This window comes from Citrobacter amalonaticus, assembly GCF_001559075.2.
Lineage (GTDB): Bacteria > Pseudomonadota > Gammaproteobacteria > Enterobacterales > Enterobacteriaceae > Citrobacter_A > Citrobacter_A amalonaticus_F.
In genome coordinates, this window is record NZ_CP014015.2 from 4,473,334 (window position 1) to 4,495,394 (window position 22,061).

17 protein-coding genes are annotated in these 22,061 nt (G+C 54.0%); 6 read left to right on the top strand and 11 right to left on the bottom strand.

Annotated elements, in window-relative coordinates; all coding sequences use genetic code 11:
• The first annotated feature begins 70 nt into the window (after positions 1 to 70).
• The 3 genes from AL479_RS21595 to AL479_RS21605 are packed head-to-tail and all read left to right on the top strand — an operon-like array spanning position 71 to position 4,220.
• Positions 71 to 1,723, top strand: a complete 1,653-nt coding sequence (locus AL479_RS21595; RefSeq protein ID WP_061077605.1) for an MFS transporter — start codon at positions 71 to 73, stop codon at positions 1,721 to 1,723.
• 41 nt (positions 1,724 to 1,764) lie between these two features.
• Positions 1,765 to 2,847 carry an HlyD family secretion protein gene (locus tag AL479_RS21600; RefSeq protein ID WP_061077606.1) on the top strand — a complete coding sequence of 361 codons (1,083 nt, stop codon included), beginning with the start codon at positions 1,765 to 1,767 and terminating at the stop codon, positions 2,845 to 2,847.
• Positions 2,844 to 4,220 carry an efflux transporter outer membrane subunit gene (locus tag AL479_RS21605; protein ID WP_061077607.1) on the top strand — a complete coding sequence of 459 codons (1,377 nt, stop codon included), beginning with the start codon at positions 2,844 to 2,846 and terminating at the stop codon, positions 4,218 to 4,220. Before AL479_RS21600 ends, AL479_RS21605 begins: the two co-directional genes overlap by 4 nt.
• Before the next feature lie 136 nt (positions 4,221 to 4,356).
• Here the strand turns inward: AL479_RS21605 and hrpA are convergent, their stop codons facing one another.
• Entirely contained in the window at positions 4,357 to 8,259 is a 3,903-nt protein-coding gene (hrpA, locus tag AL479_RS21610) for an ATP-dependent RNA helicase HrpA (RefSeq protein WP_061077608.1), read from the bottom strand.
• A 202-nt stretch (positions 8,260 to 8,461) separates the two neighbouring features.
• Here hrpA and azoR point away from each other — a divergent pair, with 202 nt between their 5' ends.
• Positions 8,462 to 9,067, top strand: coding sequence for an FMN-dependent NADH-azoreductase (gene azoR / locus AL479_RS21615; RefSeq protein ID WP_043000613.1), 606 nt, complete (start codon positions 8,462 to 8,464; stop codon positions 9,065 to 9,067).
• Positions 9,068 to 9,102: 35 nt separating this feature from the next.
• On the opposite strand, the gene AL479_RS21620 is transcribed toward azoR, so the two are convergent.
• The 10 genes from AL479_RS21620 to AL479_RS21665 all read right to left on the bottom strand — a co-directional run bounded on the left by AL479_RS21620 (position 9,103) and on the right by AL479_RS21665 (position 19,987).
• Positions 9,103 to 9,513, bottom strand: a complete 411-nt coding sequence (locus AL479_RS21620; protein WP_061077609.1) for a GFA family protein — start codon at positions 9,511 to 9,513, stop codon at positions 9,103 to 9,105.
• A 14-nt stretch (positions 9,514 to 9,527) separates the two neighbouring features.
• Positions 9,528 to 10,403 carry an aldo/keto reductase family oxidoreductase gene (locus AL479_RS21625; protein ID WP_061077610.1) on the bottom strand — a complete coding sequence of 292 codons (876 nt, stop codon included), beginning with the start codon at positions 10,401 to 10,403 and terminating at the stop codon, positions 9,528 to 9,530.
• A gap of 114 nt (positions 10,404 to 10,517) precedes the next feature.
• The gene (locus AL479_RS21630) at positions 10,518 to 10,841 is read right to left on the bottom strand and encodes a YdbL family protein (protein ID WP_061077611.1); all 324 of its coding nucleotides are present in this window, start codon (positions 10,839 to 10,841) and stop codon (positions 10,518 to 10,520) included.
• Positions 10,842 to 10,848: 7 nt separating this feature from the next.
• Positions 10,849 to 11,040: a YnbE family lipoprotein gene (locus tag AL479_RS21635; protein ID WP_042318873.1), complete on the bottom strand. Its 192-nt coding sequence runs from the start codon at positions 11,038 to 11,040 to the stop codon at positions 10,849 to 10,851.
• The gene (locus AL479_RS21640; protein ID WP_061077612.1) at positions 11,037 to 13,676 is read right to left on the bottom strand and encodes a YdbH family protein; all 2,640 of its coding nucleotides are present in this window, start codon (positions 13,674 to 13,676) and stop codon (positions 11,037 to 11,039) included. The genes AL479_RS21635 and AL479_RS21640 overlap by 4 nt, the downstream gene beginning before the upstream one ends.
• 295 nt (positions 13,677 to 13,971) lie before the next feature.
• Entirely contained in the window at positions 13,972 to 15,276 is a 1,305-nt protein-coding gene (locus AL479_RS21645; protein WP_081093699.1) for a fimbrial protein, read from the bottom strand.
• A complete protein-coding gene (locus AL479_RS21650; RefSeq protein WP_105291797.1) occupies positions 15,273 to 16,004 on the bottom strand; it encodes a molecular chaperone in 732 nt (243 codons plus the stop codon). Before AL479_RS21650 ends, AL479_RS21645 begins: the two co-directional genes overlap by 4 nt.
• Before the next feature lie 37 nt (positions 16,005 to 16,041).
• The gene (locus AL479_RS21655) at positions 16,042 to 18,657 is read right to left on the bottom strand and encodes a fimbria/pilus outer membrane usher protein (protein ID WP_105291798.1); all 2,616 of its coding nucleotides are present in this window, start codon (positions 18,655 to 18,657) and stop codon (positions 16,042 to 16,044) included.
• Between the two features lie 98 nt (positions 18,658 to 18,755).
• Positions 18,756 to 19,346, bottom strand: a complete 591-nt coding sequence (locus AL479_RS21660) for a fimbrial protein (protein ID WP_061077618.1) — start codon at positions 19,344 to 19,346, stop codon at positions 18,756 to 18,758.
• A 188-nt stretch (positions 19,347 to 19,534) separates the two neighbouring features.
• A complete protein-coding gene (locus tag AL479_RS21665; RefSeq protein WP_081093701.1) occupies positions 19,535 to 19,987 on the bottom strand; it encodes a winged helix-turn-helix domain-containing protein in 453 nt (150 codons plus the stop codon).
• Positions 19,988 to 20,539: 552 nt separating this feature from the next.
• On the opposite strand from AL479_RS21665, the gene AL479_RS21670 reads away from it, so the two are divergent.
• Together AL479_RS21670 and hslJ are read left to right on the top strand one after the other, a co-directional pair.
• Positions 20,540 to 21,529, top strand: a complete 990-nt coding sequence (locus AL479_RS21670) for a 2-hydroxyacid dehydrogenase (RefSeq protein ID WP_061077620.1) — start codon at positions 20,540 to 20,542, stop codon at positions 21,527 to 21,529.
• Positions 21,530 to 21,638: 109 nt separating this feature from the next.
• The gene (gene hslJ / locus AL479_RS21675; RefSeq protein WP_061077621.1) at positions 21,639 to 22,061 is read left to right on the top strand and encodes a heat shock protein HslJ; all 423 of its coding nucleotides are present in this window, start codon (positions 21,639 to 21,641) and stop codon (positions 22,059 to 22,061) included.

The following is a 22,061-nucleotide window of genomic DNA, read 5'->3' on the forward strand; positions in this document are numbered from 1 at the left end:
CTTATTATTTACGTAACATACATTACCATTAGCCTGCTAACCAATAGATTCAATGAAGGTAAAAAACCTTATGCGTCTGCCGCAACGCGATCCCTACGCGCCTCGCGACTGGCAGCCTCACGAAAAACCGGCTCTGCTGGGCTCTCCCTCAACGCCTGTTCACAGCACGCCAAAGCGTATCGCTTATGGTGTGGTTGGTCTGCTGGTGTGTCTGACGGGGGCATTAGGCAACGCGATGGTTTCCGCCAACCTGCAAAATTTGCAGGGAACCTTTGCGGCCTGGTCAACAGAGATCGCCTGGCTACCCGCGGTCTACGTGATGACCAACGTTTCAATTAACCTGCTGCTGGTGAAATTTCGCCAGCAATACGGATTGCGGGCATTCACCGAAGGGTTTCTGGTTCTCTACGTGCTGGTCACCTTCTTCCACCTGTTCGTTAACGACCTGAGTTCCGCGCTGATGGTGCGCGCCGCGCACGGCATGGTCGCCGCCGCGCTCAGTTCACTGGGGATTTATTACCAGATTCAGGCGTGGCCCGCGAAACACCGTCTCAAGGCGCTGACAATCGGCATTACCGGCTCGTCGCTGGCGATCCCGATGGCCCGTCTGTTTTCGACCGAACTGCTACAGCTTGATGAATGGCGCGGCCTGTACTTTTTTGAGCTGGGTCTGGCGCTGATCTCACTGGGCTGCGTCATTGCCCTGAAACTGCCGCCGGGCGATCGTAAAAAGGTGTTTGAAAAGAAAGACTTCATCACGTTTATTTTGCTGGCGCCGGGGATGGCGTTAATTTGCGCGGTGCTGTCGCTGGGACGTCTGGACTGGTGGTTTGAAGCGCCGTGGATCGGTTGGTCGCTGGCGCTGGCAACGGTACTCATCATCGCTGCGATTACCTTTGAACATAACCGCAGTAATCCCCTGCTCAACACCCGCTGGCTGTCGAGCGGCAGTATCTTACGTCTCGGGCTGATTATGCTGCTGATCCGTATTGTACTGGCGGAGCAAAACACCGGCGTGATCGGCTGGCTACAGTACGCCGGGCTACAGAATGAGCAGATGACTCACCTCGCGTGGTCGATCTTTGCCGGGATTGTCTGCGGCATTATCGCCAGTTGTCTGACAATTAAACCGACGCGACTTGCCTGGCCCATTGTCACGTCACTGGTGCTGATGATTGTTGCCTCACTGCTGGACAGCCAGTCGAACAACCTGACGCGCCCGGATCAACTGATGATTAGCCAGTTTTTACTTGGCTTCGGCAGCGCGTTCTTTCTCGCCCCGGCGATGCTGGCCGGGATCGGCGGCGTGGTCGCCGATCCGCGAAATCTGGTCAGCTTTTCGGTGCTGTTCGGCATGAGCCAGAATATCGGTGGCCTGTTAGGGTCGGCAATCCTCGGCACCTTTCAGACCTGGCGAGAGAAATACCACTCCAGTCTGCTGGCCGATCAGCTCACCACGCTCAATCCACTGGTGAATGAGCGGCTACAGCTCTATACGCAGATGTACAAAAGTCTGATTGGCGACAGCGCGCTGTTGAATACCCAGGCGGTACTGCAACTCCAGAACGTTAGCGCTCTTGAGGCTAACATTCTCGCTTACAACGATACTTACCTGCTGACGGCCAGCATCGCCACCGCCACGCTGGTGTGGATTTTCTGGCGTCTGTTGCGTCTGCGCGTGACGGCGCATCTGGCGCTGAAGAAAGCCACGGGTACTAAATAACGGAACATGATGATGTTGAAAGAGTTCTCTCAGGAGCAGTTATGAGTCAGCAGGATGCCGCTAAAGATCAGGCCCACACCCGCAATAATTTGCGTATTGTCTCTATTTTCGCCGCCGCCGCCATTGGCCTCGTCGGCGTACTGGTGATCCTGTATGCGTGGCAGTTGCCGCCGTTTACCCGCCATACGCAGTTTACCGATAACGCCTATGTCCGGGGGCAAACGACGTTTATCAGCCCGCAGGTGAACGGCTATATTACCCAGGTGAACGTGCAGGATTTCGTGCAGGTTAAAAAAGGCGATCTGTTATTGCAGATAGATGACCGTATCTATCGTCAACGGGTGCATCAGGCTCAGGCGCAACTGGCGATGAAAATGGCCGCACTCAACAATAACCAGCAACAGCGTAAAAGCGCAGAAGCCGTGATTGTACGCAACGAAGCCATTCTGAAAAATGCTAAAGCGCAAAGCCTGAAAACCCAGGCCGATCTGAAGCGGGTAAAAGATCTGACTGCCGATGGTTCACTGTCGATACGCGAACGTGATGCCGCCCTCGCCAGCGCCGCTCAGGGCAGCGCGGATATCGACCAGGCTAAAGCAACGCTGGATATGTCGCGCCAGGATTTGCAGACCGTCATTGTTAACCGCGACGCGCTGCAGGCGGATGTGGAAAACGCCAGAGCAACGCTGGAACTGGCGGAAATTGATCTGCAAAACACGCGGATCACCGCGCCACGCGACGGTCAGCTTGGGCAAATCGCCGTACGGCTTGGCGCGTACGTCACTGCCGGTACGCATCTCACCACGCTGGTTCCGCCTCAGCATTGGGTGATTGCCAATATCAAAGAGACGCAGCTGGCGGATCTTCGTGTCGGACAGCCGGTGAATTTCAGCGTCGATGCCTTAAACGACAAACAGTATAAAGGCCGCGTTGAGAGCATCTCGCCAGCGACGGGGGTGGAATTTAGCGCCATCACGCCAGATAACGCGACGGGTAACTTTGTGAAGATTGCTCAGCGCATTCCGGTACGGGTCGCGGTGCTTGGCAAACCTGAAGATGTAGCGCTGCTGCGCCCTGGTATGTCGGTGCAGGTGCACATTGATACCCGGGAGGTGAAACCATGATCCTCCGTTCCCTGTCGGGCGTGGCGGCAGCCCTGCTTCTGGCTGGCTGTCAGGCTGTCGATGTTCAGCCCGCGAAACCGTCGCTGGCGATCCCCGCCGCGTGGCGAGCAGTGGGCGGCCCCGCCAGTCCCGCTGAGCAGGTATGGTGGCGGAATTTTCATGACCGCTATCTGAACCAGTATGTCGATCAGGCGCTGCAAAATAACAGCGATGTGCTGATTGCCCGCGAGCGCATCAATGAATATCAGGCGCAGGTTTATGCCGCTGAGGGCAGCCTGTTTCCCTCGCTGGATGCCAGCGTCGGTGGAACTCGTGCCCGCACGCAGTCCGCCGCCACTGGCCTGCCCATCTACAGTACGCTGTATAAAGGCAGCCTGACCGCCAGCTATGATGTCGATATCTGGGGCGTTAATCGTAGCACCGCACAGGCGGCACAGGCCTCGCTGGAGGCGCAAAAAGCAGCCGCCGCTGCGGCAGATTTGACCGTCGCGTCATCGGTGGCCTCCGGGTATGTCACGCTGCTGGCGCTTGATGAACAACTGGACGTTACCCAGGCGACGGTAAAATCCCGTGAAGACGCGCTGAATCTGGCGAAACGGCAGTATGAAACAGGCTACAGCTCGCGGCTTGAGCTGATGCAGTCCGACTCTGAACTGCGCTCCACGCGCGCGCAAATCCCGCTATTGCAGCATCAGATTGCCCAACAGGAGAACGCGCTAAGTATTTTGCTCGGCGCGAACCCGCAACGCGTCGAGCGCAGCGCGGATTTCGAGGCGCTGACGCCGCTGAAAATTCCTGCACAATTACCGTCAACATTGCTTAACCGCCGTCCGGATATTGTTCAGGCCGAGCGGCAGTTGATTGCCGCCGATGCCTCGCTGGCGGCGTCTCGCGCCAGCCTGCTGCCGTCGATCAACCTCACCGCAGGCGGGTCGATACAGGATCGCACCCTGCCCGGTCTTCTCGATAACCCCCTCCAGCTATGGAGTCTTGGCGGCAGCATTCTTGCGCCGCTGTTGAACCGTCAGGCGCTAAACGCGCAGGTGGATATTGCGCAATCGCAACGGAATCAGGCGCTGTACGGCTATGAGAAAACCGTGCGCAACGCCTTCAGGGAAGTCAACAACAGTCTGGATGCCATCGCCCGTTATCAGGAACAGTTACAGGAGTTACAGGCGCAGCAGGCGGTCGCTCAGGAGACCTTACGTATCGCGCAAAACCGCTATCGCAACGGCTATTCCTCCTATCTCGACGTACTGGACGCGCAGCGAACACTGTTCTCGGTGCAGACCAGCGTGGTGCAGGTGAAGAATAACCTGCTACTGGCGCAGATTGATTTGTATAAAGCGCTGGGTGGGGGCTGGAACGCGTAATCCATGCCCGATGCCGCTGTACTTATCGGGCCTACGGACAATGCAATGGCATCCGGCGCTTGCTGGAACACGTTATCCACGCCGATACCATTGAACTTGTAGGCCGGATAAGGCGAAGCCGCCATCCGGCACTGAATTACCCGCTAATCTGCTCCATCGCCTGCAGGATACGTTTATCCGAAATCGGATACGGCGTCCCCAGCTGTTGGGCAAAATAGCTAACCCGCAGTTCCTCAATCATCCAGCGAATCGCTTTCACATCCTCGTCTTCGCGCCGCGCCGGCGGCAGTTTGTTAAACCACTGCTGCCATGCCTGCTGTACGCTTTCGACTTTCAGCATCTGCGCGCGATCGCGGTGAGGGTCGATCGCCAGCTTCTCAAGACGTTTTTCAATCGCCTGCAGATAACGCAGCGTATCGCCGAGACGACGGAAACCGTTGCCGGTGACAAATCCGCGATACACCAGCCCGCCCATTTGCGCTTTGATATCCGACAACCCCAACGCCATCGTCATATCCACGCGCCCTTTCAGCCGCTTATTGATGTTAAAGACGGCAGTCAGGATCTGCTCGACCTGCTTCGCAATCTCCACAACCGTCTCGTTCAGCTCGGCACGAACCTTCTCATGCAGCGCGGCAAAGCCCTCTTCCGTCCAGACCGGGCCACCGTTGGCGTCAATCAGCTTATCCACGCCGCAGGAAATACAGTCGTCAATCAGCTCCAGTACTTTGCCGTACGGGTTGAAGTACAGACCCAGCTTGGCTTTATTCGGCAGCTTCTCGTGCAGATATTTGATCGGCGACGGGATGTTCAACAACAGCAGACGGCGTAAGCCTGACCACATCGCCTGCTGTTGTTCAAGCGGATTATCAAACAGTTTGATCGCCACGCTGTCGCGCTCATCCACCAGCGCCGGCCACGCTTTGACTTTGTAATTACCCCGTTTTTGCTCGTAGCTTTCCGGCAGTTGCCCAAAGCTCCAGATGTGCAGCCCGCTCTGTTCTATACCGTCATCGGCCACCGCCGAGAGCGTCTCCTGCACTTTTCCTTTCAGCCGGTCTTTCAGTTCCGGCAACGAGCGCCCTTCCTCCAGCTTCTTGTTTTTATCATCTACCACCCGGAAGGTGATCTTCAGATGATCGGGCACCTGATCCCAGTGCCAATCCTCGCGGTCAACCGTCACGCCTGTCATCCGACGTAGCTCACGCTCCATCGCGTCCAGCAGCGGCAGTTCCAGCGGCGTTACGCGGCCCAGAAACGCGTCGGCATAGTTAGGGGCCGGAACAAAGTTACGCCGCACCGGCTTCGGCAACGACTTGATCAGCGCAATCACCAGTTCGCGGCGCAAGCCCGGGATCTGCCATTCAAAACCACTCTCGTCGACCTGATTAAGCAGCGGCAGTGGAATATGCACGGTCACCCCGTCCGCATCCGCTCCCGGTTCAAACTGATAGCTCAACCGCAGTTTCAGCGAGCCCTGATGCCAGAAGTTCGGGTAGTCCAGCTTGCTGATGGTGTCCGCGCCCTCTTTGATCAACATGCTCTTTTCAAAATTGAGCAGGTCTGGCGTCTCGCGACTGGTTTTCTTCCACCAGTTATCAAAGTGACGGGCGGAAATGACATCATGGCTGATGCGCTCGTCGTAGAACTCAAACAGCGTCTCGTCGTCCACCAGAATGTCGCGGCGACGCGATTTATGTTCCAGTTCTTCCACTTCGGCACGCAGTTTGAGGTTTTCGCGGAAGAAAGCATGACGCGTCTGCCAGTCGCCCTCCACCAGCGCATGGCGGATAAACAGTTCCCGGCACAGCGCCGGGTCAATCTGGCTGTAGTTCACCTTACGCGCCGCGACGATCGGCAGACCGTAAACGGTCACCTTTTCTGTCGCCATCACGGCGCCCTGCGCCCGTTCCCAGTGCGGTTCACTGTACGAACGTTTCATCAGATGCTGAGCGACGGGTTCCACCCACTCGGGATCGATCCGCGCGGCAATACGTCCCCACAGACGACTGGTTTCCACCAGTTCCGCCACCATTGCCCACTTCGGCGGCTTTTTGAACAAGCCGGAACCGGGGAAAATCGAAAAGCGCGCGTTACGTGCGCCGGTATATTCCTGCTTATCAGCATCTTTCATGCCAATGTGCGACAACAGTCCGGTCAGCAGCGCAATATGGATCTCGCGGTATTCCGCCGGTTCGCTGTTCACCGGAATACCCAGCTCTTTGACCACCTGACGCAGTTGGGTGTAGATATCCTGCCACTCACGCACGCGCAGATAGTTCAGATAGTCGGTCCGGCACAGGCGACGAAACGCGTTTGACGACAGCGCTTTTTGCTGTTCCCCGAGGTAATTCCACAGATTCACAAACGCGAGGAAATCGGACTCTTTATCGTGGAAGCGGCGGTGTTTCTCATCAGACGCCTGCTGCTTGTCCATCGGACGTTCGCGCGGATCCTGAATCGACAGTGCCGAGGTGATGATCATCGCCTCGCGCACGCAGCCGTGTTTTTGCGCCTCCAGCACCATTCGCGCCAGACGCGGATCCACCGGCAACTGGCTCAACTGGCGGCCCAACGGCGTCAGCTTATAGGCCGTCGCCTGTTCATCGGTGGTTATCGCGCCCAACTCTTCCAGCAGACGCACGCCGTCCTGAATGTTGCGCTTATCCGGCGCTTCGACAAACGGGAACGCGGCGATATCGCCCAGCCCCAACGCCGTCATCTGCAAAATGACCGACGCCAGGTTGGTGCGCAGAATTTCCGGGTCGGTAAACTCCGGACGCGACAGGAAATCGTCTTCAGAATAGAGACGAATACAGATGCCTTCGGATACGCGACCGCAGCGCCCTTTACGCTGATTGGCGGACGCCTGCGATACGGGCTCAATCGGCAGACGCTGTACTTTAGTGCGATAGCTGTAGCGGCTGATACGCGCCGTACCAGGATCGATCACATATTTGATCCCCGGCACCGTCAGCGAGGTTTCCGCCACGTTGGTCGCCAGCACAATACGCCGCCCGCTGTGCGACTGGAAGACGCGGTTCTGTTCGCTATTCGACAGTCGCGCATACAGCGGCAGCACTTCCGTATGGCGCAGATTGAGTTTATTCAGCGCGTCGGCGGTATCGCGGATCTCACGCTCACCGCTCATGAAGATCAGAATGTCGCCGGGGCTTTCCCGCCCCAGTTCATCTACCGCATCGAAAATGGCCTGCAACTGGTCGCGTTCGGTGTCATCAGCCTCTTCGACGATCGGTCGATAGCGGACTTCCACCGGATACGTACGCCCAGAGACCTCAATGATCGGCGCATTATTGAAATGGCGCGAAAAACGCTCCGGATCGATGGTCGCGGAGGTGATGATAATTTTCAGGTCCGGACGGCGCGGCAGCAGTTCTTTCAGATAGCCGAGCAGAAAATCGATGTTCAGACTGCGTTCGTGCGCTTCATCAATAATGATGGTGTCATATTGCATCAGCAGACGGTCCTGCTGAATTTCCGCCAGCAGGATACCGTCGGTCATCAGCTTCACCATGGTGTTATCGCTGACGTGATCGCTAAAGCGCACCTTATAACCGATGCATCCGCCCGGCTCCGTCTGCAGCTCTTCCGCGATACGGTTCGCCACCGTTCGTGCCGCCAGACGACGCGGCTGGGTGTGGCCAATCAACCCTTTCACTCCACGCCCCAGTTCCATACAGATTTTCGGGAGCTGAGTGGTTTTACCTGAGCCGGTTTCCCCGGCCACGATCACCACCTGATGGTCGCGAACGGCGTCGAGGATCGCCTGTTTCTTCTGACTGACGGGCAGGTTTTCCGGGTAGGTAATCTCAGGTCGGGCCGCTTCACGTAGCACAACTTTACCTGCCGCCTGTTCAATCTCTTTCGCCATCTCCTGGTAAATGGCCTGTTGTGCATCAGGATTTTTAACCTTCTTCACACCGTGCAGGCGGCGCGAAAAGCGCTGCCGATCGCGCAGCATCAGTGAATCCAGCTGCTGCTGTAAGGCATGAAAGGATAATTTTTGTTGTTCTGTCATAGCGTTAAAAGGCAGAGCACTGCCTGATTAAATCTCTTCTAAATGATAGGTATAGAGTACCACATCAGCACATTTTGTGTGTTGTTCAATAAATTCGAACATAGGATTCGATATATTGCGCTTTCTCTGCGACAGGATTGTGAATAAAGTGTCAACAAGCAACGGGGCATAGCCCATTCAAACACCTATTAAGGAAACACCCATGAGCAAGGTATTAGTTCTCAAATCCAGTATTCTGGCAGGGTACTCTCAGTCTGGTCAGTTGTCTGATTATTTTGTTGAACAGTGGCGTGAAAAGCACTCTGCTGACGAAATCACCGTTCGTGACCTGGCTGCTAATCCGATCCCGGTACTGGATGGCGAACTGGTGGGTGCCCTGCGCCCGAGCGACGCGCCGTTGACGCCTCGTCAACAGGACGCGCTGGCGCTCTCTGATGAACTGATCGCTGAACTGAAAGCGCACGACGTGATTGTTATTGCCGCGCCGATGTACAACTTCAACATCCCGACGCAGTTGAAAAACTACTTCGACCTGATTGCTCGTGCTGGCGTGACGTTCCGTTACACCGAGAAAGGTCCGGAAGGTCTGGTGACCGGTAAACGTGCGGTGATCCTCTCCAGCCGTGGCGGTATCCACAAAGACACCCCAACTGACCTGATTGCGCCGTACCTGAAAGTCTTCCTCGGCTTTATCGGCATCACCGACGTGAACTTCGTGTTCGCAGAAGGGATCGCCTACGGTCCGGAAGTGGCGTCTAAAGCGCAGTCTGACGCAAAAGCCGCCATTGATAGCGTAGTTGCAGCATAAGTTCTTCCCCTCCCGCTCCGGCGGGAGGTTTTTGATTACTTTGCCTGATAACGCAAATATCCCACCACTCCGTTACTCGCACCGTCACTCGGATGATTCACCCCGTCAGTAACTTCCACGCAGGCAAAATCGAACGGCGACACATTCTCAATGCATGCCACGTTCACGCCATACTGATCCGGACTGGAGCGTCGCTGGTGGAAAGTGTATATCCCACACACTGAACAAAAAAAATGCCTTGCTGTGCCGGTATTGAAACGATACTCCGTCAGTTTATCCTGCCCAGAGAGAACCGTTATCCCCATCAACGGCGCAGAAACCACTACCGCACCGCGCATCCGACAAAATGAGCAGTTACAACGCCGGATGGTATTGAATCCATCGCTGAGATGAACGGTAAACCTGACGGCACCACAGTGGCACTGCGCAGTCAGTTTTTCAGTCATTTTTAACCTCCGCCTTATGCCTTTTGCGCAATACTATCCAGCGTTGCCAGCACGTCAGTTGACAGAGTCAGATCCCCTGCGGCCATATTTTCATGCAAATGCGTCACCGACGACGTTCCCGGTATCAGCAAAATAGTCGGCGAACGGTGCAGCAACCAGGCCAAAGCGACCTGCATCGGCGTTGCATTGAGGCTCGCGGCCACCTCTGAGAGCGTTGAAGACTGGAGCGGAGTAAACCCACCCAGCGGGAAAAAGGGGACATAAGCAATGCCGTCTTCCGCCAGTGAGTCGATCAGCGCATCATCCTGACGATGGGCGATGTTGTACTCATTCTGCACACAAACCACGTCTGCGATACGGCGCGCTTGCGCCACCTGACTGGCAGTCACATTACTCAGGCCGATGTGTTTGACCAGCCCCTGCTGCTGAAGCTCAGCCAGCACGGTAAAACTCTCTTCAATGGATCCTTCATGAGGGCCGTGACCGTCGCCCAGCATAATGCGTAAATTAACGACATCCAGCACATCCAGACCAAGATTGCGCAGATTATCGTGAACCGCCTGCCTGAGTTCCGCTGGCGAGAATGCCGGTAGCCAGGCGGCATCGTCTCCACGGCGGGCGCCGATTTTAGTGACAATCACCAGATCGTCCGGATAAGGATGCAGCGCTTCGCGAATGATTTGATTGGTGACGTGCGGACCGTAAAAATCGCTGGTATCAATATGATTGACGCCCAGCGCGATCGCTTCCCGAAGCACCGTCAATGCAACATGACGATCGCGCGGTGGACCAAAAACCCCAGGCCCAGCCAGTTGCATCGCCCCATATCCTATGCGTTTGACCTGCCGGGAACCGAGTGAAAACGTGTCAGATTTACTATGACTTGCCATAACTGCCCCTTCTGCTGAATAGCGCGTAAGAAAAGACAGTATAGAAACTTACCCTGCAAATTATTACGCGCAACCCAACAAAAAGGAAAAACCGCAGACAGCGATTAACGTTCGTTATTTCCGCAACCACTTCCCGTTGATGCCCTGGACATATTCTCCTGGTTTCGCGCGTTCGACCAGTTTCTGTCCGGCCATTTTCGCCACTTCATCGACCGGGATGTTGTGACTCTCGGCCAACTGTTGGTAACTGGCGCTGCGTGCTTTGTTGATTTCACTGACCAGCGCCTGCGTTTGTGCATCTTGTTTCAGCGCCACCAGATAACCATTGAACGTTTCACCGACCCGGCCCTGGGTTCTGGCCTCATTTAACGTCAGCGCAAAGGCACTGCCACTCAGCAAACTCAGAACGAGCGTCGCCAGAATAAAGGTTCTTTTCATTATCACCTCAGAACAAGTCACTGCGGGATTTGAGCAGGCTTTCAACGTCCTTATCCACTTTGATATGGATTTCATGCTCAATTTTGACGTTCATATTGATGGTGATGGGCTCTTTTGGCGCCGCGACTTCAATGCGCGGCGTACAGCCCGTTACTAACCACAGCGGGAGAAGCGCCAGCATGGCCGTCATTGTTTTCATTGGGTTTCCTCACATTCCTTGCCTTGTTGACAGGTTTTTTCCGGCAGCGCCGCGTTTTGTTCAAGCCATGCCTGGAGATTGTCGCCAAAGCGCAGACTGCGCCACAGCGTAAAGACATTCTCTTCGTGGGTGTAGTTGAGATTCACCGTGCCGACCTTGCCATCCACATGGCTGTTGCCACGAATTTGCGCCTGCATCGTCAATACGCCCAGATTGTCCAGATTGATTTTGGTCCACGAGTGGGCAATCTCCATATACCGCAACCAGTTGATGGCCGCCCCTGCTGCCATGTTGTCTTTCACCACCGCATCGGCGGTGTCTTTATCGATGCGCAGCGTCATCGGACCAGGATTGGTTAACCAGCCGTCTTTGATAATCCATTTCTCATCATTCAGCCACAAAGGGAGCGCACCACTCACCGGCCCGGACATGGCAAACTGTTTCGGATTTACCGCGCTGATGAGTTCGCTTGAGGAGATATTTTGCACCCGCACCAGCGCCGGGTCGTGCTGCGGCATGCGCAGCTGTTGCATGGAAACCTTACCGCCCAACACATCCACATTCACGTCAGTCAGTAGCAGCGGATCGGCTTCACTCCACGGATAAGCGCCTTCCAGATCGGCGGTGATATTGGTAGCGGTCACCTGGTTGACGACTTCGGCAATGCGTAGCGAAACCGGTCCGCGCGTCCCCAGTTGCCACGCGCCCGCACTAAAGCGGAACGGCAATACGAAATCGACGCCGTTGATCTGGTTATCCGGCATCCAGGCGCTGCCGCCTTTTAAGACGCCGTGACCTCCGGCCTCGAATCCCTGCTCTGCCGCTGCCGAAAACGCCACCTGGGCATACAGTTCGCCCTCACGTAATTTCATTTTCCACTCTGGCGGCACCAGCGGCTGGAACACCTCCAGCGACTGTTTTGGCCACCAGGCCTGGCCGCGTAAACGTAAGCCATCCCAACGACCGTTTAACCGCACGGGGCCGATCGCCCCGGCATGTAAATCGCCTTTGAACACGAAAAAGGTTGGATCGCGCCCCTCTACGCTGAACTTGAGGGTTGAGGGCGGCAAAACGCTGCCGCCGGAGAAATGCGTTTCTCCGGCATCGAACGAGAGCGCTCCGCTGAACCGGGGGTGTGCCGCATCACGCACCCATTCGACCGGTTTATCCATGATCAAACGGGGGGTTTCAACCTTCATGGTGCCGTACTGAAGCTGGTCAAATCCCGTGGACAAATCGGTCAGCGTGATGGTGTTGTCATGCCACTCACCTTTGCCTGCCACATCCCATTTCGCGTGCATCGGGGTAAAACTGCCCTCGCCCCAGTAGCGCCACTGCCAGCGCCCCGCATCGGGCAGAAAGTCATTCGCCAGACCGTCCAGATGCAGAACGAAATCCCCCATCTGATTCTCATGGGCGCGCAGAATTGCCTGCAATCGTCCGTCCACGCCACGCTGAGTGACCTTCACGCCCGCCAGCGGCCAGCGAATTTCGTCAATATCCAGCGAGTCGATGACCCGTCCGCGCGAGCGCAGCAGCGCGCCAGGTTCAAACGTCAGTTCCGGATCGGTCAGGCTGCCGGTCAACTGGGCAGGCAATCTGGCATAGAAAATCAGATCATCCTGCTTGGCTTCGCCGGTCAGTTGCAGCGGCATCGCGCTGTTGTCCATGCTCAGTTTTCCCGGCCCAAACGAAAGCACCGCGTTGCCTTTCCCTGCTTCCCCCTGGGTCAGCACATTAAGCCGTCCGCTGATCACCGCGTTCTCGGTGCCTTCCTGCCAGTTGTCCACCTTCACGCCCAGACGCCCACTGAGGGGAAAGCCCTGATAAGGCCATGACCAGCGCCCGTCGCTGATGGTTAACTGCTGGCGCGTGAGTTCCCACGGCAGGTCAAGCAGCGGATCGGCATTATCCCGTGCCATCACGATTAACTGCCCGGCATTCTCACGCCACTCCAGTTCCGCATCGACCAGCGATGGCTCCTGCGGCAGGCTGAGCGTGGCGACGGTATGTCCGCTCACCGGCAGTCCATCCGGCACCAGCGGCATCGTGAACTCACCAACCAGTTTGACCGGCGGTTGGCCTTTAAACGCCATGACATCAAGCTCACTCACCGTCAGTGTCTGACCGCGCAACTGCCCCTGAAATTTCACTTTATCGCCCTGATAGCGCAGTTGCTGGAGGGAAGCGGTCAGCGAGACGTTCAGTTTGCCCTGCCATACCTGCCAGGGTGAAAGAATAACGTTGTCGATAGTGATCCAGGTATTGGGCAGCATGGACTGCCATTCAGCGAGAGTGCGCGGCGCGGCGGGAGATTGTTCCGTTTGCGGCAGTTTTGCCAGACAGGCAGAATCGAGTTCCAGCGTGCCAATATCCAGTTGCCAACGGCTGGGATGCGACAACCGGGCCTGACTGACCCGGGCCAACTGGCAATCATCAACCAGATAGCGAAGTTCAGGAATATGTAAACCATGGCGCGTGAATCGGGGACTGTCATCCAACGCAATGCGCGTTCCAACCGGCAACCAGATGCCCGCCAGCGTGGGAACCCACAACCCCAGCGTCATCACCAGAGTCAGCGGCACGAGGATCACGAGTAACAGAAGCGCCAGAACGGCTTTATATTTACCCTTCATGGGCAGTTAATATCCTGATTTAGCGAAAAATTAAGCCGAATTAGGCCGCTATTGTGTCATGTTTAGTTAACCATGCCCAGATTAAGAATAGATGCTCCAGGATGACACACAAACTTTTCGTCATCGTTAAAATCAGAAAGTAAGATAAATTACAGAGGCTTATCAGATAAATCTAAAGACTACCAGCGGGCAATAGCCGGAAAACGATTGCCCACAATTCGGCTTTTAGTCCCGTGTTCAGTTGCGATGAAAGATGCCAACAGTGGCTTATGCCTGTGGCATCGCATGGCAGTAATCATTCATAGGTCACCCACATATTCACTTTCCCTGTTACAGGCCCAAGATAGCTTATAGGACCATTCTGCAGATATCGGGCGGTAAAACGAGCCGTCCCCGGCGAGGAATAGATCTGCGTTTCACTGTTGTTGGTGCTCACATAACTACCGTGCGTACCGGTATTGGTTAATGTAATCCCATCCACATCGACGTGTTCCCCGTTGTACAGCAGTTCTATTTCCAGTCCGTCAACAACATCGGTTCCCGATGACGCGCTTTCATAAACCCGGATATTTTTGTCGGCACTTGCCGTCGCATTACCGGCATCTTCAAAGCGGAAATAGACGTTATTTGCCGCCCCCGTACACTTGAGTGAAATATCCACCATTTCTTCGTTTCCTCTGCGAACAGCACCGGTCCAGTTATAAGCGACCCAGTCGCCCATATTGATATTGTAGTTTTCGTTATTCAACATACAGGCCGGGGACGTTATCGTAATGCCATTCCCGCTAAACTGCGACGCGACGGAGAAATCATCACCTGTTTCTATTACTGCGGAATTATAATTAAAAAGTCTCAATGCTCCGTCATTAAAGGAAACCGTTAATGGTCGGCCATAATCATCAGCACTGACATCACCTGTTTTTACTAACTCAGCCCTGAGAGAAAAGCTTGTACTTGCCGGTTTAAACATATAGCCACTTCCTGTTCCTGACACTGATGTAGATCTTGGCCAATGTTTAAAGACAACACCCGTCCTGCTATAACCATAATACTCCTGACCAGCATCAGGAGGGTACACAAGAGGCGTGTATACAGAAGTTCCGGAAGTGAAATCATCTCCAACGACATGGAAGGTATAATATAACTTAATGCCTATTCCATTAATATTTGTTGGCATTGGAGAATCCACGCCACCATCTACCGATGCAATATCAGAAAATGGAATGATAGAAAAATAGATTGTTGCCGTGCTGGAGCTGAAATTGCTGGAACTACCCAATACCCCTCCCGTACAATTGAACTGATAATCAGCAAAATCGCCATAACCCCAACTATAAAGCACCGTTCCAACCGGAGCGGTATTATCAACGATCAGGTTCCGTACCTGCTGAAAGGGTTTAATATCACTCCAGTTGAACGTGCAGGACTCTGCAACCTGTCCTGGTGCATACGTATCCGTATCTGGCCAGTACACTGTCCCCGTTTTCATACCGGCATCGCTACTGTTCATTAGCACAAAATAGAGCATTGCCGAAAAGATCAGAGGTGCAGGTTTGCCGGTTTTCCGACCCTCACCTTTTTTCAGTTTATTTATCCTCATAACCCGACCTCTGCTTTCAGCGCTTCCCCCTGCCCGCCCCAGTCATGGGTGGCCGTCCAGGTCACGGTCAGTTTTCCACCTTTCATCGACTCCGGCAGCGGATAGCGCTGACTGCCTTTCGGTGGCGGCATCCGGGTTTTACCGGCTACGCTGACTTTATTTCCGCCGTTCTGGCTGACAGACAGCTCGCCAAAGCTGATGTAATAGGCCGACGGGTTGGTGGCGGTTAACCAGCGCTTCCCCCCCTCCTGCTCCACACGCCAGGTCAGCTGTTTTGCTGCCTCTATGGCTCCCGCCGCATTCAGACCGTCCGGGCGAACAAATACCTTCAGCCGGCTGCGCACAGCGACCACCAGACGATTATCCGCGCCGTTTTTCGCCTTCGGGGGGATTTCCTGCAGGGACAGCCAGTACACCGACTCCCGGTCCTGAGGGATTTCGCTTTTCATCACCACCAGGCGCAGCTTGCCGTGCTTTTTCCCTTCTATCTTCATCACCGGAGGCGTCAGCACCAGCGGAATATTGTTGTCCTGTCCCTGCAGGTCTTCCAGCCACGACTGCAGCATATAGGTCTCGCTGCTGTCGTTAATCACCTCCACCGGCGTTTCTTTATCGGAGGCGTACGCCACAATGCGGGTCAGCTGCGGGCGCACCCCGGCACTGACCGTATCACTCACCAGCACACCGGCCATCAGCAGACCTGCCCAAATTCCTTTTTTGAATTTCATCCTGTTATCTCCTTAACGTGTGACGGCTATGGCTGCGTTACCGGCAGTCCACCACAATCTTATGATGCCAGTTCTCCGGTTTACGCTGCTCCTCGGTGGCAACAGGTACCGTAAACGTGCACTGTTCATTTTTTCCTTCACCCCAGACCACACGAAGCGTCTGGGACTGGCGGGCATCCAGACCACTGAGATAGGCCAGCCCCTTATTCCCCACAATACCGGCCTCATCCTTTTCCCCGTCCAGATACACCATGGCACCGAGAGGAACCGATCTGGCACTGCGGATTTCCACCATCGCCCGACGTCCTACACGGGTCGCAAATTTAAGGTGAACCGCTGCTCCAGGGGTCGGTACCACTTTGCGGGAGGACTCTTTCAGCTCCACGTTGTCTGTTCCGGTGGTATCCAGGCTGACGGTGTTGTAGCGGTAAGGCGTGAGATACGTCACGACGGCATGGCCGAAATAATCAGTCCGGGCGCGGTTGTTTCCTGACACGCCAATGCCTGATGCCCCGGGGGTTTCGACAATGGCGATGGTATCGCCAAGCGCCGGGGAGAGAATGGCACCTCCGCTGTACAGCGTGACGCCCCCGCTCATTCCTGCGGAATACTGGTTGTAATCGCTGCTGTGGCTCACGCCGCCGCTGAAGTTCGCCATACTACCGTTATATCCCAGCGAGCCAGACTCGCTGTATTTCCCCTGACTGCTGCGCTGGACGTTGGCGGAATAGCTCACGGCACTGTCAAGGGCACTACCGGAATATCCCAGTGATTGGCTGTAACGGTTATCCCGGTCACGGGTGAGTCCATAGTTCACTGAACCGTAATTACTTCTCCGCTCATCGTAGCCCCCCAGCGGCAGGCTGACGGACAGGCTCAGAATATTGTCATTAATGCTGCTGTCGCGGGTATGCGTCCAGGAGAGTGACACGCTGGCCGGGCCGATGGTTGTCCCTGTCCCGCCGCTGATCGAGGTACTTTTACGGCCTGTGCCATAAAACCGATCCTGGCTCAGGGACAGATACAGGTTGCCAAAATCGTACAAATTCTGATTGACGTTCATCTCTACCCGACTGCGCTTACGGCGATTCCATTCCGACTGTCCCGGCTCATAGCCGTCGATGTCAGTATGGCTGTGCCGCGAGATGAATTCGGAGAAATCGAGATAATTCTTTGAACGGTACTGGTAGCCCAGGATCTGCAGGGAGGTGGCGGTCAGGTCAAAATAACGGGCATAAAGAAAGCGCACTGCCGCACCTTCCTGGCTTTGATCCTTATTCCAGGTCTCCCGGTGACGGGCATAGGCCACCTCCGTGGAAAAGGCGCCAATACTGCCGATATTCCAGGCCAACCCGGTACTGAGGGACTGATAATCTTCTGAGGTCAACAGGGAGCTGTTAAGCGTGAAGTGCTCAAAACCATATTCCATACTGCCAGTGACCAGCAGCGGCTCTTCCGTTCCGGAATTCTGGCTGCGGTATTTCCCTGCGGTGGCGCTGTAGCGAAATGCACCCGGGCGAATCATATTCGGCAGCGCCGTATAGGGTACGCGGAACACCTGGAACTGGCCGTCAGATTCTTCCACGGTAACGTCAAGATCTGCGCCAACCTGCGCACTGTACAGATCATCAATGGCAAATGGCCCCGGGGTCAGCGTGTTACTGTAGATAATGTTCCCCCGCTGGCGGACCACCAGGCGGGCGTTAGTCCGCGCAACGCCCCGGATCACGGGTGCGTAACGGAACTGATTGTCCAGCAGCATGCGCTCACTGGTAGCCAGCGAAACACCGCTGACCGGCACCGTTCCTGTCATGTAACCTGACGTTTTGGAGTAAATTTCCCCGGCCTGGAACTGGCTGCGAAGTGACGCAATGTCACGGGCAAGGTAGCTCCGGTCATGATTTGAATCCCAGCCCTTTCCCGGATTCCGGTAGAAAGAATCGATACTGTAAAACCGCCATGCGCCGAGCGTACCCACGCTGTTCAGGCTGAGATAAGCACTGCGATATGTGCTGTCACTGGTTCTCGAGCCATTACCCGAGTGCCCTTTGACGCTGGAGGAATAGAAATACCCCCGGTAAGCCGTCCGCAGACTGGGCACCCCCTCGTCCCATTCAAGAGGGGAAATCATGGCGAAGCGCTGCCTGTCGACGGCTTCCTGAGGCACCGTAATCTGCAGAACCTGGCTGGCATCATCGTAACTGATGATGGACGCCGGTATCCGCTGCGGGAGATCTTCACATTGCTGCGATTCAGAGCCGGACACCGCCTCCATGCCTTTCTGGTCACGGGTTGCCCAGCCTTCGTAAAGGCTGACCTTCAGTCCCAACATTTTCAACTGTGAATGAGTCAGGCAAGGCACGGTCAACTGATCCTGGTTCACCACAAACATGACTTCCCAGTTTTCTGCAAGCTGATCGTTAACCCGAATATCTACCTGCTTTAAGCCGGGCGAAATAGCGTTACGGGTAATAAACACATCCGGTGTGACGCCATTTTTATCCTTCAGCAGAAAGGCCTCTTCAAAACCAGATTCGGCAAGCGCATATCCAGGCAGAGCACAGCCGGCGCTGATGAATCCCGCTGTCAACAACAACCTGACCATCACCTGCAGGCTGTTGATGGCAGAAGACTCTGGCTTTAACTCGCGCATAAAACACTCCCTTCACCCCGCCGGGTATATTCCCTTTATCAACCACGCTCTGTTACAGGCCCCAACTCACCGGGGCCTGAAGAAATGTCCAAAGGCGTTTAGAAATAGTTAATGACGTAGGTGGCCTGTGACGTCACCGTCCCTTCACCGACAGGCAGCGCGCTGGCTTTGTAGGCCGCCTGGTATCTGAGCGTGACGTCTCCAGATGTGGAAGGCATCGCCGCGCCTTCATCCAGGTTGATGGTGGTATCATCAGGGCTGGGGTTGCTCTGGTTCAGGCTGATTTCACTGGTTCCGGCTGAGTTGAGGATCACAATTCCGACGTTGGTCGCCCCACCGGTGTTCGCCAGCAGGTTAGGTTCACCTGCTACAGGTGCCGTACCGGAGAACAGGGCCCTGACGTTTTCAGCGCCAGTCGAGGCAGCGCAACCCGACAGCTGGATTGAGAACGGGGTTTTGTTAACAATGTCACCGACTGCGGAGAATGCATCGCTGGTTGCACTGAGCAGGTTGACCGTGGCAGTCAGGCTTGGGGTGCTGTTACCGTCCTGAACCGCGCCAACAATGGTTTCACAGGCCGATGCCGTGATGCTGCCCGAGAAGTTAATGGTGCCATCCGCCGCCATCGCCCCTGCAGACATCAGTGCAGAAGAGACCAGTGCAGAAAGTAACAAACGATTTGCTTTCATATGTAAAACTCCATTTTATTGATATAACCCTATCTGCTGGTTTTCCTGCAGATTTATTATCATCCAGAGATGCTTTATCAATACCGGCCGTAACCCCCCCCCCCACATTAAAGGGTTGAATACCTGCCAGGTTAATCCTGGCATCTCCAATGATGAATTTTTATTACATGGCATCACGTAGAAATAGTTTATTTCTCAAGCCCATTAATATCGCAATTAATTTCATCCGCTCGGGTGTATAGCGGCGTGATTATATCGCCTCTCAGATAGTACCCTTTCCCTCTGACGCGGATAAATAGTTCGTTTTCGATACCCACCTTACTAAAGATTTTCTTCAAATTCTGCATAACCTGCCAGAGGCGGTTATAGGTACCAGATAGATTGTTTCTTTCCCACACGTTAAATATAATTTCCTCATCAGTAACAATGCCATCTCCAGCATGCTGTATAAGATAAAGAAGCAACTTGCTCATCGTATGCCTGAGCTGGCAAGCTTTTCCTTTGTTGCTTATAAGTTGCAACTGCGAGGGTAAATAAAGAACAGAGGAATCGATGAGATATCCGTACGGTTTATTCATATGCTTATTCGTCACTGATCTATATTCTAAAATTAATTTTGTTTTTGCTATCATAACGCGCATTTTTTCTCATTAAACCCAGATAGCTATAAAAGCATATGTGAAGAATAAAAGTCCACATAAATGCAAAATTAAAGAACAAAACACCTAAACGTAATTCACAATTAGCTTTTATATTCAAATAATTGATTTTGTGATTGTGGTTTGTTCGGTAGTTAAACCTTACATCAATGAAGTAATAAATATTTTATATAGACAGCAAAAGTGATATTGGGCTTATTGTTGCATTGTTGTTTTATTTAATCATCAGTATTGTTAAATTTACTTATCTCCTTGTTCTGCTTATGCAGTCTGTTACACAGGAACATATTGATATTAATCGATGTTGACGCCATATCTGTCGTAACCTGACGAACTAAGGGTTGTTTGTGTCACCGAAACAGATGTGAGGAGCAGCGCGACCACCTTACTAAAATCTGCAATCGACACACTGAACGAACAGCCTATGGATGCTCTAGAATTATTCATTAGAGGTATCACTTTCAATAATATTTTATGTTTTGTAAAATAATTTTAATTCGATAATTGTGATTCGACATCACTGGAGAAAGACTTATGAAACTCGCCGTCTACAGTACAAAACAGTACGACAAAAAGTACCTGCAGCAGGTTAACGAAGCCTTTGGTTTTGAGCTTGAATTCTTTGATTTTCTGTTGACGGAGAAAACGGCTAAAACCGCACATGGTTGCGAAGCGGTTTGTCTCTTCGTGAACGATGATGGCAGTCGTCCGGTGCTCGAAGAACTGAAAAATCATGGTGTTAAGTACATTGCGTTGCGTTGCGCGGGTTTCAATAACGTCGATCTGGATGCGGCAAAAGAGTTAGGTCTGCAGGTCGTTCGTGTCCCGGCCTATTCTCCGGAAGCCGTCGCGGAACATGCAGTGGGCATGATGATGACCCTTAACCGCCGCATTCACCGCGCTTATCAGCGTACCCGCGATGCTAACTTCTCACTGGAAGGGTTAACCGGCTTCACAATGCACGGAAAAACAGCGGGTGTGATTGGTACCGGGAAGATCGGCATCGCCGCCCTGCGTATCCTGAAAGGCTTTGGAATGCGTCTGCTGGCGTTTGATCCGTACCCCAGCGCAGCTGCGCTCGAGCTCGGCGTGGAATATGTTGACCTGCCGACGCTGTTCGCCGAATCCGATGTGATTTCGCTGCACTGCCCGTTAACGCCGGAAAACTATCACCTGCTGAACCATGCAGCGTTTGATCAGATGAAAAATGGCGTGATGGTCATCAACACCAGTCGCGGCGCCCTGATCGATTCTCAGGCAGCGATTGAAGCGTTGAAAAATCAGAAAATTGGTTCACTGGGAATGGACGTTTACGAAAACGAACGCGATCTGTTCTTTGAAGATAAGTCGAACGACGTTATCCAGGATGATGTTTTCCGTCGCCTGTCGGCCTGTCATAACGTCCTGTTCACCGGGCATCAGGCCTTCCTGACCGCTGAAGCGTTGACCAGTATTTCTGAGACCACGCTGCAAAATTTACAGCAGTTAGCGAACGGAGAAACCTGCCCTAACGCCCTGTTCTGATCCGCCGCCCTCCTGTTCGCAGGAGGGCATTTCAGAATTTCCCCAATGCCACTGGCGATAAGATCGGTATGCTGTCGGTGGCGATTACGTTTTAATGCAGAGAGTTAACATGAAGAAGGTCGTAGCGCTGGTTGCGCTGAGCCTGCTGGTTGCAGGTTGTGTAAGCAATGGAAAAGTGTCGGTCAGCCGTGAGCAATTACAGCATCACCGCTTTGTGCTGGAGAGCGTAGACGGTAAACCGATCAATGCGACGGGTCATCCGCTTGAACTGAGTTTTGGCGAAAAGATGATGATTTCGGGCAATATGTGTAATCGCTTCAACGGTCAGGCATCACTTTCTGACGGTGCATTGAAGGTAAAAGAGATGGCGATGACCCGGATGATGTGCGCCGATCCCCAGCTTAGCGAGTTGGATAATACCCTCAGCACCATGCTGAAACAGGGCGCACAAGTAGACCTGACCGCCAACCAGCTCACTCTGGCCACAGCGGAACATACGTTAAGCTATAAACTTGCCGATTTAATGCAGTAA

Coding starts and splice junctions, on each gene's coding strand:
- AL479_RS21595 (WP_061077605.1), top strand. CDS start 71: ATGCGTCTGCCGCAACGCGATCCCTACGCGCCTCGCGACTGGCAGCCT.
- AL479_RS21635 (WP_042318873.1), bottom strand. CDS start 11,040: ATGAAAACAATGACGGCCATGCTGGCGCTTCTCCCGCTGTGGTTAGTA.
- AL479_RS21640 (WP_061077612.1), bottom strand. CDS start 13,676: ATGAAGGGTAAATATAAAGCCGTTCTGGCGCTTCTGTTACTCGTGATC.
- AL479_RS21665 (WP_081093701.1), bottom strand. CDS start 19,987: ATGCGCGTTATGATAGCAAAAACAAAATTAATTTTAGAATATAGATCA.
- AL479_RS21630 (WP_061077611.1), bottom strand. CDS start 10,841: ATGAAAAGAACCTTTATTCTGGCGACGCTCGTTCTGAGTTTGCTGAGT.
- AL479_RS21660 (WP_061077618.1), bottom strand. CDS start 19,346: ATGAAAGCAAATCGTTTGTTACTTTCTGCACTGGTCTCTTCTGCACTG.
- AL479_RS21655 (WP_105291798.1), bottom strand. CDS start 18,657: ATGCGCGAGTTAAAGCCAGAGTCTTCTGCCATCAACAGCCTGCAGGTG.
- hslJ (WP_061077621.1), top strand. CDS start 21,639: ATGAAGAAGGTCGTAGCGCTGGTTGCGCTGAGCCTGCTGGTTGCAGGT.
- azoR (WP_043000613.1), top strand. CDS start 8,462: ATGAGCAAGGTATTAGTTCTCAAATCCAGTATTCTGGCAGGGTACTCT.
- hrpA (WP_061077608.1), bottom strand. CDS start 8,259: ATGACAGAACAACAAAAATTATCCTTTCATGCCTTACAGCAGCAGCTG.
- AL479_RS21605 (WP_061077607.1), top strand. CDS start 2,844: ATGATCCTCCGTTCCCTGTCGGGCGTGGCGGCAGCCCTGCTTCTGGCT.
- AL479_RS21670 (WP_061077620.1), top strand. CDS start 20,540: ATGAAACTCGCCGTCTACAGTACAAAACAGTACGACAAAAAGTACCTG.
- AL479_RS21645 (WP_081093699.1), bottom strand. CDS start 15,276: ATGAGGATAAATAAACTGAAAAAAGGTGAGGGTCGGAAAACCGGCAAA.
- AL479_RS21620 (WP_061077609.1), bottom strand. CDS start 9,513: ATGACTGAAAAACTGACTGCGCAGTGCCACTGTGGTGCCGTCAGGTTT.
- AL479_RS21625 (WP_061077610.1), bottom strand. CDS start 10,403: ATGGCAAGTCATAGTAAATCTGACACGTTTTCACTCGGTTCCCGGCAG.
- AL479_RS21600 (WP_061077606.1), top strand. CDS start 1,765: ATGAGTCAGCAGGATGCCGCTAAAGATCAGGCCCACACCCGCAATAAT.
- AL479_RS21650 (WP_105291797.1), bottom strand. CDS start 16,004: ATGAAATTCAAAAAAGGAATTTGGGCAGGTCTGCTGATGGCCGGTGTG.